The organism is Sporosarcina limicola (assembly GCF_014873855.1).
Lineage (GTDB): Bacteria > Bacillota > Bacilli > Bacillales_A > Planococcaceae > Sporosarcina > Sporosarcina limicola.
On sequence record NZ_JADBEL010000002.1, the window covers coordinates 262,727 to 280,278 of the forward strand.

Here is a 17,552-nt window from a genome sequence, read left to right on the forward strand (position 1 = left end):
GATTTATATTCAAGTCTGCGCTTATTTCCTTTCACCTGTTTTCCGATTCGATTATAATGGTGAGTAGAACAATGATGGAAAGGAAGTTTGTAAGATGATTTTAATGCAACATATCGTCCGCGAAGGGCATCCTGCACTTCGTGAAAAAAGTGAAGAAGTACCATTTCCATTATCCCAAGTTGACCAGGAACTCAGTGAGAACTTAATTGAATATGTAAAGAACAGCCAAGATCCTGAATTAAGTATACAATACGGTCTACGTCCCGGAATTGGATTGGCCGCTCCTCAAGTGAATCGATTGAAAAGAATCTTTGCACTCCACATTATAGATGAAGACAAAGATCCGATTAGTTTCGTTGCCATCAATCCAAGAATCGTAAGCCACTCTGTCGAAAAAACCTACTTATCTTCTGGAGAAGGTTGTCTATCTGTTGATCGAGAAATTGATGGTTATGTGCCTCGTTATGCACGAATCACAGTGAAAGCATATGATGCCAAGGGCAAAGAATTCAAAAAAAGATTGAAAGGTCTGGCGGCCATTGCTTTTCAACACGAACTTGATCATCTAAATGGTGTGATGTTCTTTGATCATATCGACCACGAAATGCCTTTCAAAGAAATTTCAAATGCTGTTGCTTTTGAACACAACTAATCAATCTTAAGCTTCCCTTGAGAACTTTCTTGACAGAAGGTTCTGAAAGTGATAAAATCACTCTAAGGAGTGATGTAGCCATGTACAAACGCCTGAAACGCAAACTGTTGAAACGGCTGAATGGCATACTCGGTAGAAAAACGATTGCCTAACTTGACAGCCCACCTTTCTAATTGGTGGGCTTTTCTTTATTTTAAGGAAGGGTCATGCTAATATAAAGAGAATGATTTCAATCGAACGTAAAAAAGGAGAGCAAAAGATGATTTATAAAGTTTATTATCAAGAAACCGCGCTTCAAATACCTGTCCGCGAAAATACAAAAAGCATGTACATCGAAGCGGACTCGGAAAGGGCAGTCCGTGCGAAGTTAAAAAAACACGACTATAGCATTGAATATATTCAACTTCTAGAAGGAGAACATCTCGAACACGAGCAGAATTCGCCCGATTTCGAGTTCGTGAAGGAATAACAGTATGAAATCAATTAAAAATAATGAAACTGCCGTTTTCGCACTAGGCGGACTAGGTGAAATCGGCAAAAACACATACGGAGTACAATTCCAAGATGAAATCATCCTAATTGATGCAGGCATTAAATTCCCTGACGATGAGCTACTAGGAATCGATTATGTCATTCCAGATTATACGTACCTCGAACGGAATGCAGACAAAATTAAAGGACTTTTCATTACACATGGTCATGAGGACCACATCGGTGGCATCCCCTATTTACTTAAGAAAATCAATATTCCTGTTTACGGCGGAAAACTTGCACTCGGGCTCTTACGTAATAAACTGGAAGAACATGGTCTACTTCGGACGACAGAGATGATTGCCATCGATGAGGACGATATCATCAAATTTCGTAAGACTTCTGTGACATTTTTCAGAACAACGCATAGTATCCCAGATGCATTCGGAGTCGTTGTAAAGACACCGTCTGGCAGTATCGTCCATACGGGTGACTTCAAATTCGATTTCACGCCAGTCGGTGAGCCAGCTAACTTGACGAAGATGGCGAAGATTGGGGGCGAAGGAGTACTTTGTCTACTATCTGACAGCACAAATGCAGAAGTTCCAAACTTCACAATGTCTGAACGTAAAGTCGGTGATAGTCTGAATGAAATTTTCAGAAATGTCGACGGTCGTATTATTTTTGCAACATTCGCTTCAAATATTCACAGATTACAACAAGTAATTGAGGCTGCCGAGAAGTTTGGTCGTAAAATCGCGGTGTTCGGCCGTAGTATGGACAACGCTATTACGATCGGACGTGAACTCGGCTATATCGTAGCACCAAAGGAATTATTCGTGGACACGCAGTCGTTAAATAAGCTGCCTGCAAACGAAGTGATGATTCTTTGTACAGGAAGTCAGGGTGAACCGATGGCGGCGCTATCCCGCATAGCTAACGGTACGCATCGACAAGTTCAAATTCATCCGGGAGATACAGTTATATTCTCTTCTTCCCCAATTCCAGGCAACACACTTAGCGTCAATAAGGCAATCAACGCACTATTTCGTGCGGGTGCAGAAGTAATACATGGGAAGTTGAATAATATTCATACTTCTGGACATGGATCACAGGAAGAACAAAAATTAATGCTAAGACTTATCAAGCCGAAATTCTTCATGCCAATTCATGGTGAACATCGAATGATGAAAATGCACACAAATCTTGCGGTCGCCTGCGATGTTCCCCGAGAAAACACATTTATCATGGGTAACGGCGATATTCTCGCACTTACCCAAGACGAAGCACGAATTGCTGGCCGTATTCCTTCTGGTGATGTCTATATCGATGGAAGCGGAATTGGGGATATTGGCAATGTCGTTCTACGTGACCGTAGGATTCTCTCTGAAGATGGTCTAGTAATCGTTGTTGCAACAGTGGATATGAAACGCAATCGTGTCGTTTCTGGACCGGATATCATTTCTCGAGGATTCGTCTATATGCGTGAATCCGGAACGATGATTTATGAAGCACAACAGATGCTATCCAAACAGATGCAGCGGCAACTCTCAACATCACCCGCTGATCTTTCAGCATTGAAAAATGAAGTCATCGATACCCTTGGACCTTACTTATATGATAAAACAAAGCGGAAGCCTATGGTGCTCCCGGTCATAATGGAAGTTTAAAAAACCTAAAAACCCCTTGTCATACACTTTTATGTATGACAAGGGGTTTTTTAATGAAGGGCTTTCTTTTCAAATCGATGGATATCCGCATCTGAACCAATAACAATCAGGATATCTTCCAATTGAATTTTCTCAATTGCTTGTGGAGAAACGAGAATCTGTTTGCCTCTTTTGATAGCTACAATGTTTACTCCATACTTCGCCCGAATATCGAGATCAATCAAAGTGAATCCTACCAGTTTGTCGTTCGCCTTGATTTCCGCAATGGAATGCTCATCTGACAGTTCAAGATAATCTAGTATATTATTCGACACCATATTATTGGCGATTCGGATGCCCATATCACGTTCCGGATGGACAACTTGGTCAGCTCCGATTTTGCGTAATACTTTTTCATGATAATCATTTTGTGCTTTTACCGTAATTTTTTTCACACCTATTTCTTTTAACATCAACGTTGTCAATATGCTCGCTTGAATATTTTCACCGATTGCTACGACGACATGTTCAAAATTACGGATTCCAAGTGACCTGAGAACTGACTCATCCGTTGTGTCCGCTGCCACCGCTTGCGTCGCGATCTGCGCATACGCATCCACTTTTTCAGGTGAAATATCAATTGCCATGACATCAGCATCAAGCTCAATCAATTCATTCACGATACTTCCACCGAAACGGCCCAAACCAATCACAACAAATTCCTTTTTCATTTCACATTCTCCTCTATCCGCTTAATGGATGCGATTAGTGTAACATATCGGATGTGCTCACTCAAATACCAACTAGATTGTATATTAATTAAGAAAAAAGCCCGATATCGCATGGGTGCGATATCGGGCTTACCTTCAATTACTTTTTCATCTCATCCAATACACGATTGACGCGCTTTTCAAGCATTTTCATACCCCCACCGCCCGCTTGGAAATGGCGAAGTTGACCATCTTTATCAAAGACATAATAGGCAGGTACATATTGGTTGTCGAATGCATCCGTCAATTTCGCTTCACTATCAACAAAAATCGGTTGTGAAATATCATGTTCTGTAGCAACAGACATAATCACTTCCATATCCAAATCATCCTCAGAACGTGGCATATGAACTGCGATGACATTCAAGTCATCTTTAAACTTGTCTCTGAATTCATTTACCTCCGGCATCGCTTCTTTACATAAATGACAACTGACAGACCAGAAATGGATGAGTGTCGGTTTCTCTCCGACCAGTTCCGCTTTTGTTTTCTGTCCGTTCAACCAAGCTGTTGCACCTTCGAGCTCAGGCAACTGATCACGTAATTTCAAATGAATTTCCCCCTTTTTCAAAAAAATCCCCACTGCTCATACTATGCGTGGGGATTCTGGTTGGTAAAAATCTGTGTCATCCGCCGAAGGCTTTAACTTCATTCAGCTGGGGTTTGAATCCCTGCTGAATGAAGTTAAAGCGTTTTCTGACCTGGTCTCCAGTTAGCTGGGCAAAGTCCGCCAGTTTGAAGCGCTTGAAGTACGCGCAACGTTTCGTCTACATCTCGTCCAATATTATTGTGGAATACAGTTTGGTATTGTAGTTCACCTTCAGGGTTAATGATGAATAGACCTCTGAGTGCAATTCCTTCTTCTTCAATCAACACACCGTAGTCGCGCGCAACTGTATGGTTTGTATCAGCAGCAAGTGGATATTTCAACTGCTCTAGACCGTTGTCTTTCCGGTCTGTATTAATCCATGCAAGATGCGTATGGATTGTATCTGTTGAAACGCCGATGATTTCTGTGTCTAGATCCTCGAACTCACCGTAACGATCAGACATTGCTGTGATTTCAGTTGGGCATACAAATGTGAAATCCATTGGATAGAAGAACAATACTGTCCATTTATCGTTCTTCATGTTTTCTTCAAGACTTACTTTACCAAAAGACTTGTCTGCTAAAACCGCTTCCATCGTAAAATCTGGTGCTTGTTTACCTACCATGCGTTCAATCATTATAGTATCCCTCCAAAGTTTCTTTTGTTGCAGGACTTAATCCCACAACATCTTTAATTAGAATAACAATAAACTAGCCCAAGTTCAAACGGAGTGCCTTGTCAAAATTATACTCATTTTTAATTATGACGAATTCATGAAAAGCACTCTGTTTTGATGTCTATCTTAATTTATTCTTATAAAATCGAAATTATTGGCATCACATACATTGGGAGGGTTTTGTAGGACGCGCTAAACAATATTCACAATTCGGATCGTTACAAGAGGATTCGCGCCATTCATCGCATGTAGGGCAGTAGATGGAATCATGCTCATCATTATAAGCTAGTGAGCCAAGGCAAACCTTACAATTGCTGGTTAATTCAGACCATCTGCGGATTCTCCCTTTATCTACAAGAAAAGTACCTTCAATTCCTTTTCTTTCTGTCCCTAGACGTTCTATTGCTTCCCAATTAAGGCCGAGATCTTTCAACGTCCATTCACGTTCATCAGGGTCTAAATAAAATACCTTCTTTTTTCCCAATCATAGCCCCCCTTTTTCGATATAATTGTACCACGTATAGCCAAAAATTCAATTCACATTTCTTGAACAGATTTCGCTAATTCACAGATTAAATGGACTATTTTTTCACGAATCTCATCTTGTCCCCTTTCAACAAATTAGTTGGAGAGACTTCTGCTGAATTAAGTTTAAAAGGATTGATTTCTCGAAGATGTTTTGTATAATGAGTAAGGTTTGAACCTTCTCTTACATAAACGTTTATTTATGTGCTGAAAGGTGAAGTGGTAATTGAAATTGGTGATATGTAACAAGCGAAGTACTTCTCATAGCAACATAATCTTATTTATAAAGAAGGAGGGTCAAAATGACGACTCAACCGATTATCCGCTTTGATAATGTTACAAAAAAATATAGCGATGAAACGATTGTACTAAATGGTGTCTCCTTTGAATTGGAACGAGGAAAATTTTACACCTTGCTAGGTCCATCTGGTTGTGGAAAAACGACTATTTTACGACTCATCGCCGGGTTCACTGAAGCAACCGCAGGGGAAATCTTTTTCAATGGAAAAAAAATCAATGACGTTCCTGCGAATGAACGTCAGGTGAATACCGTATTTCAAGATTATGCATTGTTCCCCCATTTAAACGTTTTTGAAAACGTGGCATTCGGCCTTCGCATTAAGAAAGTTAAACAAAAAGAGGTAGACCGTCGCGTACGTGAAGCTTTAAAATTCGTCAATCTTGTCGGCTATGAAACACGTGAAATCCCTGAAATGTCCGGTGGTCAGCGTCAACGAGTCGCAATCGCACGCGCCATCGTTAACGACCCTGAAGTCATTCTGCTGGATGAACCGCTTTCTGCACTCGATCTAAAATTACGGTCAGAAATGCAGTACGAACTCCGCGAATTGCAACAGCGTCTCGGCAAAACATTCGTTTTTGTCACCCATGACCAGGAAGAAGCACTCGCAATGTCCGATGAAATCTTCGTTATGAATGACGGTGAAATTCAACAATCAGGTACACCACTTGATATTTACGATGAACCCATTAACCGTTTCGTCGCTGATTTCATCGGTGAATCGAATATTGTACGCGGCGTTATGATTGAAGACTATGTTGTACAATTTACGGGCAAGACCTTTGAATGCGTTGACCAAGGACTTAATCTAAATGAGAAAGTCGATATCGTTATTCGCCCAGAGGATCTTGAACTGACATCAGTAGACAAAGGAAAACTGAATGTAACTGTGGATACACAGTTGTTCCGCGGTGTCCACTATGAGTTATCCACATATGATGCGGATGGCAACGAATGGCTCGTTCACTCGACGAAAAAAGCAGAAGTCGGTGTACAGGTCGGACTTGACTTTGATCCGGAAGATATTCACGTCATGCGCTTGAACGAATCGGAAGAGGAATTTGATGCAAGACTTGAGGCATACGAGGTATTGGCTGATGAACAATAAACCATTACGCCCACTTTACACGCTCCCTTATGCAGCTTGGATTATCCTGTTCGTCATTGCGCCAATTGCATTGATTGTCTATTATTCATTTCTCGACTTGGTTGGCAATTTTACACTTGATAATTATAGAAACTTCTTCTCTTCAGTTTACTTGAAATTAACAATCAGTTCTTTTTGGTACGCATTCCTTATTACAGCATTCGCCTTACTATTTGCTTATCCGACTGCTTATTTTTTAACGAAGACGAAGCATAAGTACCTTTGGCTATTACTTATTATCATTCCATCTTGGATCAATCTTCTACTAAAAACGTATGCGTTCATTGGGCTATTCGGTCTTTATGGCCCTATCAATGCGTTCTTGGAATTGACGGGTCTTGGAAAACAGCAAATTCTGTTTACCGATTTCAGTTTTGTTTTCGTTTCAGTCTATATTTTCATCCCATTCATGATTCTACCTATATTTAATTCATTGGATAAATTGAATCCGACATTAATCGATGCATCCCGTGATCTCGGGGCGAATTCATGGACGACATTTAGACGGGTGATTTGGCCATTAACTTTAAATGGCGTTAAGTCAGGAATTCAAGTCGTCTTCATCCCTGCCTTATCGCTATTCATGATTACCCGACTCATTGCAGGGAATAAAGTGATTACACTCGGTACAGCGATTGAACAGCAATTCCTCGTCACGCAAAATTGGGGAATGGGTTCGACAATTGCGGTATTCCTAATCCTATTCATGTTTATCATTATGCTGATGACGAGCGGCAAAGAGAGGGGAGCAAGCATCAATGGAAAAGTTAAGTAAGCTTCCTAAACTCTATCTGTCTGTTGTCTTCATCATTTTGTATGCACCTATTTTCTATTTGATTTTCTACTCATTTAACTCTGGTGGTGGTATGTCGAATTTTGAATCGTTCACACTGGAACATTACACAGCCCTCTTTGAGGATACCCGATTAATTAGTATACTTATCAACACAATTATCGTCGCACTTCTATCAGCACTTGTCTCCACTGCGATTGGCGTACTTGGCGCCTTAGCGATTATGTTCATGCGAAACAGGGCGATGCGCAATGCTGTACTATCACTTAATACTATTTTGATTGTCAGCCCGGATGTCATTATTGGTGCGTCATTCCTAATTTTATTTACACTGATTGGTGTTAAACTTGGCTTCGCTTCCGTGCTCATTTCGCATATCGCATTTAGCATTCCAATTGTTGTCATCATGGTATTGCCAAAACTACAAGAAATGAGTCCCTCGCTAATTGATGCGGCACTGGATCTTGGAGCGACAAAACGAGATGTACTAACGCGTGTCATTATCCCTTTCATTAAACCTGGGATATTCGCAGGATTCTTCCTTGCGTTGACCTATTCACTTGATGATTTTGCTGTCACATTTTTTGTTACTGGAAACGGGTTCTCAACATTATCAGTTGAAATCTATTCGATGGCACGAACAGGAGTTACATTGACGATTAACGCATTATCAGGCCTAATCTTCTTTGTGACAATTACACTTGTACTAGGTTATTATGCAATTAGCAGAAAAACGAAAGCACCGCATACGGGGGTGAAAAAATGAAGGAAATCTTACGTGTCGCGGCATTGATTGTCACCGTATCCGTTGTTCTCTGGTTCATCAATAGCAAATTAAATGCTAGCGGAGGACCTTCCGCCAAAGGAACACTTACAGTTTACAACTGGGGAGAATTCATTGATCCCGACCTTCTAAAACAATTCGAAAAAGAAACAGGCATTAAAGTCATCTACGAGACGTTCGATACGAATGAAGGAATGATGGCGAAGATTGAGCAAGGTGGGACATCGTATGATATTACGATGCCTTCAGAATATATGGTTGAAATGATGGCTGAAAAAGACCTACTTTTGCCCATCAATCATAACAAATTATCGAACTTTAAAAATATAGATCCTTATTTTCTTGATTTGCCGTTCGACCCAGGCAATACCTATTCCATCCCCTATTTCTGGGGAACTGTTGGTATTGCTTTCAACCCGACATTACTGGAGGGACAAACATTTGAAAGCTGGGATAACTTATGGGACCCCTCTCTCAAGCAAGCTGTCATTCTTGTCGATAGCGCCCGGGAAACAATCGGTATGGGATTGAATTCTCTCGACTATTCATTGAACACCACTGATCTTGACCAATTGCGCAAGGCGACAGATAAATTAAAGACGCTTAGTCCTAATGTCAAAGCGGTTATTGGGGATGAAGTGACACAACTCATGGTAAATGGTGAGGCAGCTGTTTCGCTCACATGGTCCGGTCAAGCTGCAGATATGATGTCCGAGAATGAAGATATCGATTATATTGTACCTAAAGAAGGTTCCAATTTATGGTTTGATAATATTGTTATTCCCCGCACGGCTAAAAATATCGAAGGTGCTTATGCATTCATTAATTTCATGCTAGATGCTAAAATGGCTGCCCAAAATGCGGATTACGTAGGCTACTCCACGCCAAATTTAGCAGCACTCGATTTCATGGATCCTGAAGTAACTTCAGATGAACGCTTCTATCCAGACGAAGAGGCTCGCAATCATTTGGAAGTGTACAAAAATCTCGGGTTGGAAATGCTTGGTCATTACAATGAATTATTTCTTGAATTTAAGATGGATATGAAATGATAGAACGCCTCCCTACTTACTCAATTAAGGGGGCGTCTTTTTTTCCTGCTAAAGAGTAAGCTAGAGGTGTACTCAGCATAAGTTTATGATAAGATAATTTAGATACACGAAATAGTTTGGAAAGTTGGGATACTCATGACGGCAAAATCAACTAATTTCGCTCTCTATATTTTAATGTTCAATATGTTCATCGCTATGTCAGGTATTGGACTCATTATACCGATTATGCCAGAATACTTGGGGACGTTCGGTGTCGCTGGGCAGGCACTTGGCTTTATGATTGCCATCTTCGCACTTGCACAATTCCTCTTCTCCCCATTCGCTGGTGATTTATCTGATCGGTATGGTCGCAAAATGATTATCATCATTGGACTGATTATTTTCGGATTGTCCCAACTTGCATTCAGCCTTTCTACCGAACTTTGGATGCTCTTTGTTGCACGATTCTTCTCGGGCTTCGGTGCTGCATTCATTATTCCACCGATGATGGCATTCGTTGCTGATATCACTTCTTATGAAAATCGAGGAAAAGGGATGGGGCTTCTCGGCGCATCGATGTCACTTGGCTTTATGATTGGACCAGGAATTGGTGGCTTTCTCTCTAAAATAAGTCTCGAGACGCCTTTCTATTTTGCAACGGGTGCCGCATTATTTGCAGCCATTCTATCAATCTTTATCCTACCAAACCCTAAACCGGTTATAGATGGCGATCCCACAACGAAAGTAAGAGAAAACCTGTATCAACAAATGAAACGTTCAACGAAGACACCCTATTTCATCATCCTGATTGTTATGTTCGTTTTTTCTTTTGGACTTGCAAACTTCCAGTCTACCATTGCACTTTACGTTGACCACAAATATGGGTATACGCCTTCACAAATTGCCATATTGATTACAGTTGGTGGATTCGTTGGGGTCATCGTCCAGACATTTGTCATCAACCCACTATTCCGACGATACGGTGAAATGCGCGTCATCCTAATCAACCTTGTCATCTCCGCATTTTCGATGGTCGGTATTTTATTCGTCGATATGTTTTGGTCCATTTTGATGGTGGCAACCATTTTCTCAACTGCGACATCCTTACTCAGACCAGCCGTCAACACCCTTGTCTCAAAGCTTGCTGGTAAAGAGCAAGGCTATGCGGCGGGCATGATGAATGCCTATATGAGTTTAGGAAATATGGTTGGCCCTGCACTTGCTGGTATTGTTTTTGACATTAATGTCGGTTATCCATACATTCTCGGAATGGTGATTTTACTCATTTGTTTCGCTATCGCGGCTACATGGGCGAAGCAACACGGCCCGTTACTTGCAAGTACGAGAACGCTGTAAACAAAATGCCCACCATACTGGTTTTTACACCGGATATGGCGGGCATTTTATTGTTCTTACAAACTCAACGCTTCCTCTTCGCTTTCAACAATTCCGATATACTTTCCTCAGCCGTCGATTTACCGTGGACGACCGGTTGTTCCCGAACCCGTCTCATGCCAAATCCTTTGAACATGCCAAAACGACGTAATGTGATATCAAGGAAGAATAGAATCATCCCAACGAGGATAAGCCACTGTGCAATCGGCTTTTTTTCGCCGCCCTTGAATCGATGATCACGAAATGCCTCTTCCGGCTCTTCCAAAACTTTGCCGCCCGTCCGCTCAGCAATCTTTATCATAAGTGCCGTATCAGGTGCGGTAGATTTGTATTCGTCGCTGTATGGGACAGATATGCCTGCTTCGAAAAGACCGCCTTTATCATCCGATACACCGAAAAATACCAGACCCGGTTTGGCATCGACAGTGACACGCATTTTCCCAGGCGCAAGTGGTTCTGATGTGAACGGCACTTCTTGGCCCCCCTCATCCACAACCGCGATATCAAGGAATGCTGCTTTACGCGAACTGTCCGTCACTGTATAAGTGCCGCCCCGTTCATGCGTGATGATATAAGGGACTTCTTCATAGGTTGGTAATAATCGTGCAACTGCAGTGTTCCAAAAGTCCGGATAACCGCCCCATCTCGCCAAATCACCTGTCCATTTCCCAGTAGAATCGGATGTGAACGCAACTGTTCGTCCGAGTCCGTACATCCATTCTGCTATAATCGGATCCTCCTTAAGGCTTTCCGCAGCGATTGTCGCTGTACCTTTAGCAGTCGTCGCAATATAGGCATTCATTTGTGGGACACCCTCTTCGAACAATGAAGACCATTCCGCAACACCACCCAAACGCATATAGAACGGATTATCTTCGATATAGGTACGTGTCATCATGGATGTTTCCCGTGCTAGGATTGCCGGTACAGTCGATTCATCAACGACATCATAAAAACGACCCCCGCCGTTTTCCGCAAGGACTTCCAACAGCCCCCAGTCCGCATCCGAACCAATGGCTACCGTCGACATGGTAACATTATTCTTTTTACCTTCCGCAATGACATCCTCGTATTCAGGCGGCATCGGGGATTGTCCATCCGTAAGAAGGATGATATGCTTCCGTTGCAATTTTAAATCCGCCAAATCTTCATACGCTTTTTGCATTCCTGGGAATATATCCGTCCCACCGTTTGCCGGAACAGAAAGGATCTGTTCAATCGCCTCTTTTCGATCACCGAGCAAGCCAACAGGGATCACTTCCCACACCTGATGATCAAATGCGATGAAGCCAAATGTATCATCATCACGAAGAAGTTCTACTGAACGTGCAGCCGCTTCTCTCGCCAGTACAATTTTTGAACCGGACATACTTCCTGAACGGTCCATCACAATGATGAGACCAAGGGATGGAAGCCGCTCTTTCCCTTTCACTTCCATCTCAACAGGCAAAAGTCGTTCGATAGGCGATTTGAAATAACCGCCCAGACCGAAACTTTCTTCACCGCCAACCATCATGAATCCTGTTCCGAAATTTTTCACTGCCTGCTCGATAACTGTCATTTTATCTTCGCCAACAACATGCCCTGGAACGTTATCAAAAATAATCGCACCATAACCTAGATAACCAGATAGCGACTCGGGTAATTGTTTTGCATCGATGACGTCAACAGTCATGGCAGATTTATCGAGAAGTGACGGAATGACGGATGGATTACGATCTGTCTGAACGATTAACACACGCGGTGAACGTTCCATCATCGTAACCGACAACATCCGATTATTTTCAAGGAAACCATCCCCTTGCACAATAAGCTTCGCCTCATACTTCAGGAGACCACCGCCCTTTGCCGATGTTCGGAATGAAAAGCTATTCTTCCCCGGCTCAAGCGCAACAGGTTCTTGAATAATCTCCTTGTCATTTTGATAAATAATCAATTCCCCTACTGTTCGCGTAGAAGACTCCACCTCTACTTGAAGGAATTGTTTCTCCCCCTCATAAGCGGTTCGTGGTGTTTCAAAAATGGAGATGGATGCGTCCGCATTGTTCGGACGTTCAAGGAGAACTGTATCAATCTCCACTTGGTCCCCGCCATACTTCGCCAGCAACTTCTCGACTGAACCAACAGTTTCCAACCCATCCGATAACAGGACAATTCGTGTCGCACTACTCCCTGAAGCAACAGCTGCTGCAAGATCAATCGCCTTCGCAATATCCGTCGCATCTTTCGCCTCCAGCGACTCAACAACAGGAATCGTCACATCTGCATCCGTAAGTTGCACATCCGTCCGGAACGTTTCCGCAAATGAATACATCCCAACAGACTGATTCACTTTCCGCTTTTTCAAACTTTCCGCAATCCATTTCTCCGCTGTCCCACTTGCGCCTTCAATGGAAATAGAACGGTCCACAACAAACAGAACCTGTTCCTCATCGGCACGTAGCGTAACAAAAGGTGATGCAAGCGCCAAAACAAGTACTACGATGGCTGTGCAACGCAGCACAAAGAGGATTGTTCCTCTTCCAATGAATCGCATACCCGACGAAATCCAAGTGAATACCATATAGAATGCAATGGGAATAAACAACAGAAGCCAAAGTGGCTCATCAATTCGGATATCCACGTCTTCTTTGCACCTCCCATTCTATAAGTAGAAGAAGGAGTACCGGTAGTAGGAATAACCAACCGATGTTATTCTTCCCTTCTTCAGCCCCTTTCACATTTTCCAACTCTCCTATCCGATAGGAAGAGCCTTGTGTGAATTCTTTTTCGGACTTCTCCAGTTGAACAGAAAACATTTTCTCCGTTCCTTCATCCCGAAGTTTATAGATTCCCGGACGTGACGGTGCAATGAAACCCGAACCTTCCGCGAATGTAGTGACATATTCATCCTCCATCGTGAATACTTCCACCGCATCCGAAGTTCCACCCGTTAGCAACGCTTTTCTTTCATTCGGAACAAATGTCCCTACTGAGCCTGTTTCAGATCGAAGCATTTCAGCTGCGCTCCAAACAAAGAGCGGGAAAGAAGGATGGAGTGGCCAATCTGTCAGTTCTATATCCGTGAGAACGACAATATCTCCACGCTTCGACTTCTGGATGAAAGGCTCGTCTCCAACAGTTGCGATTGTTGTGAATCCTTTAAACGGCGGATACAATGCACTTACATAGGTATCCTGTATATCCACGATAGTAAAAAGCGGGTCCTTGGAGCTTGTCATGACGCCAGAAATCGGCTTAGTCGGTTTGTCATTTCTGCCGATGACGATTACCGGCTCCTCCCCTTTTCTAAGGAATGAAACATCATTCGTCACAATGATAGATCCGCTTTGTGCAACAATCATTTCCTTTGCTGAACCGGTCGTAACGGATAATCCAATCACCTCGAACGCCTTTTTAACCAGTTCATGTAAATTGCCATCAACAACCGCTTCCTGCGTTTCATTGCCAAGTAAGACAAATGCTATATTATCCGCCTCATAGTCATCATCTACAACAATTTTCGCGCTTATCGCCTGACTAGCAGGCAACCCTTTAAAAGATAATAAAATATCTTTTCCACCTTCAACAGAAAATGCTTCATCCTTGAGCGACTTCCCTGTTAACGCGTCTTTTATATGAACGTTACCCGTCTTGTCATCTCCAAAATGATTCACGATTTTAACAATCGCCTCAGTTCCTTCAGGTGTCTTCACAGCACCGAACTTATCGATGGATACATTAACGTAAGCATCCTCAGAACCATGAACAGTCCAAGCGATGGAGCTGTCCCCTTCAGAAAATGCCGACCGCTCCATTGAGTCCGTGTAAATGTGGATATCTGCACTGCCTGATGAAACGATGGACCTCGTGAACTCCAACGCCCGTTCCATACTTTCATGTTCGTAGGCGACTGCTAACGCATCAATGGCGGCTGCCACCACTTCCCCGTCCTTTGCCTCCCGAATAACGATGCCCGGCTCTTTGCCGGTCGTCACAATGGTAACAGGGTGTCCTGCACGGCCTGCAACGAGTTTTTTCATCGCTACTTGATTTCGTTCGAACAATGTTAAGCCCTCTTTGCTTGCAAGCATCGTTGCCGAAGTATCCACAATGAGAATTGTATGATTACCAACCGCTTCTTCCTTATTTAAATAAGGTACAAGTAGAATGAATACCAATAGTAAAAGTGCAGCCATTTGTAGATAAAAAAGCGCATTTTGTTGCAAGTTTTTCAAATAAGGCGACACTTTCGTCTCCCGCATCGATTGTTCCCAAAACAATGTCGAAGAAATCGTTTGCGTTTCATACCGTTTTCGGAAAAAATAATAAAGAAGGACGGCCAACGGAAAAATTGCCGTCCACGTATACACTAATTTATCGAATCCCACGTGGCCGCCTCCTTCCTATCGTACCCATCCAGCGTGTCTCATCTTTTTCGTCACCGTTTCCATGAAGCCCTCGCTAACTTCTGCGTGGAGAAGCTGAATCCCATACTTCCCCGCAAGAGCCGCTATTTTTGCCTCATGTGCTGCCTTCTTCTCCAAATAATCCTGAACAGCTCGGCGGGTAACAGTCACTTCAACTCCCGCTTCACTTTCTATGTCTATAAAACGGACGTCCCCATCATATTCAGGCGCCTCTTCCTGTTTTGAATGAACCGTGACAATGCGGATATCTCTACAAATACCCGGTAGACGACGGAATAGATGCGCCCATTTCCCAGTCTCTTCAAGCCCATCTGTAATAATAAACAAGACAGTCACTGCTTTTGGAATATGCCGAAGGGCCCTGTCTGTGAAATCACTTACTACCCCAGGCTCGTTGATGGATGAAATGAATTTCGTCATCGAAGCACGATGTACAGCACCTTTCCTTCTGAAAAAATGATCCTGACCATCCGACCATGTAGAAAACGATACCGTATCACCGCTCTTCAGTGCGATATGGCCGAGTGCAATTGAAAGTTGACGGGCATAATCCCATTTTCCATCCGCACCCATCGATCTCGTCGGATCCAATAGAATATGTATACGCATCTCCTGTTCATCTAAAAACTGTTTAATGAAAGGCTTATCTGTCCGTGCATATACATTCCAATCGATATGTCGTAAATCATCACCCGGATGATACTCCCGGAAATCGGAAAAGTCGAGAGATGCACCCGTTTTCCGGGAACGATGCGTCCCTTTATGATGCCCTAGTCGCCCAGACCTGGACAATATCGATAATGTTCCAAGCCTTTTTGTCAATCTGTCGGGAAAGAGTTGACCAGTCATTGCACCGACGCCCCTTGTCGTACTTCTTCAAGTAGCTTGATGATGAGTCCGTCGACATCAACGCCCTCCGCTTCCCCTTCGTAATTGATAAGGATGCGATGACGGAGTGCAGGCTTGGCGACTGTTTTTATATCCGCAATCGATACATGGTAGCGTCCTGATACAAGTGCCCGTGCCTTCGCCAATCTGATGATTGACTGAAGGCCTCGTGGACCACTTCCGTATTGGACATATTTTGTCCACTCGTCCGCCGCTCCACTTTTATCCCGAGACTGGTCTTGGTCGACGGCTTGGGGCGTTGCCGCGACTTGGTCGACGGCTTGGTGTGTTGCCGCTACTAGATCTACCGCGTAATCAATCATTTCATCCGCGATGATGACTTCCTTCACCATTTCCTGTGCTTCGACGATTTCTTCCGTATTCATTACTTTTTGGATTTTCACGCTATCGGATCCCGTTGTACGCATAATGATTTCCTTCAGTTCCGATTTCGATGGATAAGGCAAAATGATTTTACAGAGGAACCGGTCCATCTGCGCTTCTGGCAGTGGATACGTCCCTTCCATTTCAATCGGGTTCTGCGTTGCGAGAACGAAGAAGGGTCTTGCCATTTTTCTCGTTTCACCAAGTACTGTCACCGTTTTCTCACCCATCGCTTCAAGCAGGGCACTCTGTGTTTTCGGGGTTGCTCGGTTGATTTCATCCGCTAGTACCATCTGGCTAAAAATCGGTCCTTTTTTGAATGCAAAACGTTGCATCCCTTCATCGTTCCGTTCCAAAATGCTCGTTCCGGTAATATCTGCCGGCATCAGGTCCGGCGTGAACTGAATCCGTGAGAAAGACAAATCAAGTACTTCTGAAATCGTCCGTATGAGCATCGTTTTACCAAGCCCTGGCAATCCTTCAAGAAGCGCATGGCCATCCGCTAATATTGAATAGAGGGAAAACTCGACCGCTTCGTGTTGACCAACGATAAATTTCCCAATTTCCTCTCTTACTGTTGCAAGCTTTCCACTCATCTCTTCAAATTGTTCTGGTGTATATGGCATGTGTACAACTCCCATTCCGTTTTCATTCAATCGAAGAGAAATAATCGGAGAGAATATTCTGCAAATCAGGAGGCAGCTTCATCTTATCCGTACTCTTCAAGTAAGAATCCTTATATTCACCGACAACTTCACTGTAAGGACGTATTGTCCCTTTTTCCACAAGGCCTTCTTTTTCCCGTTCCTCGATGAAGTTACCCTCACCCAAGGACCCGTTGACTGTAGATGTATCCCCTTTTTCACCAACACGATCGAAGGGAATCGAAAGAAGATTCCTTCCTCCCGACCCTTTGCCCGCTCCAGAGCCTTGACCTCCTTGACCCTGGCCTTGACCTTGGCCTTGACCTTGACCTTGACCTTGACCTTGACCTTGGCCTTGGCCTTGGCCTTGGCCTTGGCCTTGACCTTGACCTTGACCTTGACCTTGACCTTGACCTTGGCCTTGACCTTGACCTTGACCTTGA

The 17,552-nt window shown here is 43.3% G+C and carries 17 protein-coding genes; 8 read left to right on the plus strand and 9 right to left on the minus strand.

Annotated features, from left to right (window positions below; all coding sequences use genetic code 11):
- Nucleotides 1–94: 94 nt before the first annotated feature.
- The 3 genes from def to rnjA all read left to right on the plus strand — a co-directional run bounded on the left by def (nt 95) and on the right by rnjA (nt 2,793).
- On the plus strand, nt 95–652 hold the full coding sequence (gene def / locus H4683_RS03410) for a peptide deformylase (RefSeq protein WP_192597420.1): 558 nt from the start codon (nt 95–97) through the stop codon (nt 650–652).
- 259 nt (nt 653–911) lie between these two features.
- Nucleotides 912–1,121, plus strand: a complete 210-nt coding sequence (locus H4683_RS03415; RefSeq protein WP_192597421.1) for a DNA-dependent RNA polymerase subunit epsilon — start codon at nt 912–914, stop codon at nt 1,119–1,121.
- 4 nt (nt 1,122–1,125) lie between these two features.
- On the plus strand, nt 1,126–2,793 hold the full coding sequence (gene rnjA, locus H4683_RS03420; RefSeq protein WP_192597422.1) for a ribonuclease J1: 1,668 nt from the start codon (nt 1,126–1,128) through the stop codon (nt 2,791–2,793).
- A 50-nt stretch (nt 2,794–2,843) separates the two neighbouring features.
- Here rnjA and H4683_RS03425 read toward each other — a convergent pair whose 3' ends face one another.
- The 4 genes from H4683_RS03425 to H4683_RS03440 form a co-directional block, all read right to left on the minus strand.
- Entirely contained in the window at nt 2,844–3,503 is a 660-nt protein-coding gene (locus tag H4683_RS03425; RefSeq protein WP_192597423.1) for a potassium channel family protein, read from the minus strand.
- A 139-nt stretch (nt 3,504–3,642) separates the two neighbouring features.
- A complete protein-coding gene (locus tag H4683_RS03430; RefSeq protein ID WP_192597424.1) occupies nt 3,643–4,092 on the minus strand; it encodes a redoxin domain-containing protein in 450 nt (149 codons plus the stop codon).
- A gap of 134 nt (nt 4,093–4,226) precedes the next feature.
- On the minus strand, nt 4,227–4,769 hold the full coding sequence (locus H4683_RS03435; protein ID WP_192597425.1) for a peroxiredoxin: 543 nt from the start codon (nt 4,767–4,769) through the stop codon (nt 4,227–4,229).
- Nucleotides 4,770–4,968: 199 nt separating this feature from the next.
- Entirely contained in the window at nt 4,969–5,292 is a 324-nt protein-coding gene (locus tag H4683_RS03440) for a hypothetical protein (protein WP_192597426.1), read from the minus strand.
- 343 nt (nt 5,293–5,635) lie between these two features.
- Here H4683_RS03440 and H4683_RS03445 point away from each other — a divergent pair, with 343 nt between their 5' ends.
- From H4683_RS03445 to H4683_RS03465, 5 genes are all read left to right on the plus strand, one after another.
- The gene (locus H4683_RS03445; RefSeq protein WP_192597427.1) at nt 5,636–6,742 is read left to right on the plus strand and encodes an ABC transporter ATP-binding protein; all 1,107 of its coding nucleotides are present in this window, start codon (nt 5,636–5,638) and stop codon (nt 6,740–6,742) included.
- Nucleotides 6,732–7,556 (plus strand): ABC transporter permease, encoded by an 825-nt coding sequence (locus H4683_RS03450; protein WP_192597428.1) that lies wholly within the window; start codon nt 6,732–6,734, stop codon nt 7,554–7,556. Before H4683_RS03445 ends, H4683_RS03450 begins: the two co-directional genes overlap by 11 nt.
- Nucleotides 7,540–8,340: an ABC transporter permease gene (locus H4683_RS03455; RefSeq protein ID WP_192597429.1), complete on the plus strand. Its 801-nt coding sequence runs from the start codon at nt 7,540–7,542 to the stop codon at nt 8,338–8,340. The genes H4683_RS03450 and H4683_RS03455 overlap by 17 nt, the downstream gene beginning before the upstream one ends.
- Nucleotides 8,337–9,410, plus strand: coding sequence for an ABC transporter substrate-binding protein (locus H4683_RS03460; protein ID WP_192597430.1), 1,074 nt, complete (start codon nt 8,337–8,339; stop codon nt 9,408–9,410). The genes H4683_RS03455 and H4683_RS03460 overlap by 4 nt, the downstream gene beginning before the upstream one ends.
- 135 nt (nt 9,411–9,545) lie before the next feature.
- Entirely contained in the window at nt 9,546–10,745 is a 1,200-nt protein-coding gene (locus H4683_RS03465; protein WP_192597431.1) for an MFS transporter, read from the plus strand.
- 64 nt (nt 10,746–10,809) lie between these two features.
- Here the strand turns inward: H4683_RS03465 and H4683_RS03470 are convergent, their stop codons facing one another.
- From H4683_RS03470 to H4683_RS03490, 5 genes are all read right to left on the minus strand, one after another.
- On the minus strand, nt 10,810–13,407 hold the full coding sequence (locus tag H4683_RS03470) for a VWA domain-containing protein (RefSeq protein ID WP_192597432.1): 2,598 nt from the start codon (nt 13,405–13,407) through the stop codon (nt 10,810–10,812).
- Nucleotides 13,391–15,154, minus strand: a complete 1,764-nt coding sequence (locus tag H4683_RS03475; protein ID WP_192597433.1) for a BatA domain-containing protein — start codon at nt 15,152–15,154, stop codon at nt 13,391–13,393. Before H4683_RS03475 ends, H4683_RS03470 begins: the two co-directional genes overlap by 17 nt.
- Nucleotides 15,155–15,169: 15 nt before the next feature.
- Nucleotides 15,170–16,042 carry a DUF58 domain-containing protein gene (locus H4683_RS03480; RefSeq protein WP_192597434.1) on the minus strand — a complete coding sequence of 291 codons (873 nt, stop codon included), beginning with the start codon at nt 16,040–16,042 and terminating at the stop codon, nt 15,170–15,172.
- The gene (locus H4683_RS03485; protein WP_192597435.1) at nt 16,039–17,091 is read right to left on the minus strand and encodes an AAA family ATPase; all 1,053 of its coding nucleotides are present in this window, start codon (nt 17,089–17,091) and stop codon (nt 16,039–16,041) included. Before H4683_RS03485 ends, H4683_RS03480 begins: the two co-directional genes overlap by 4 nt.
- Nucleotides 17,092–17,187: 96 nt before the next feature.
- The coding region (locus H4683_RS03490) for a hypothetical protein (RefSeq protein ID WP_192597436.1) at nt 17,188–17,552 on the minus strand (365 nt) is incomplete at its 5' end.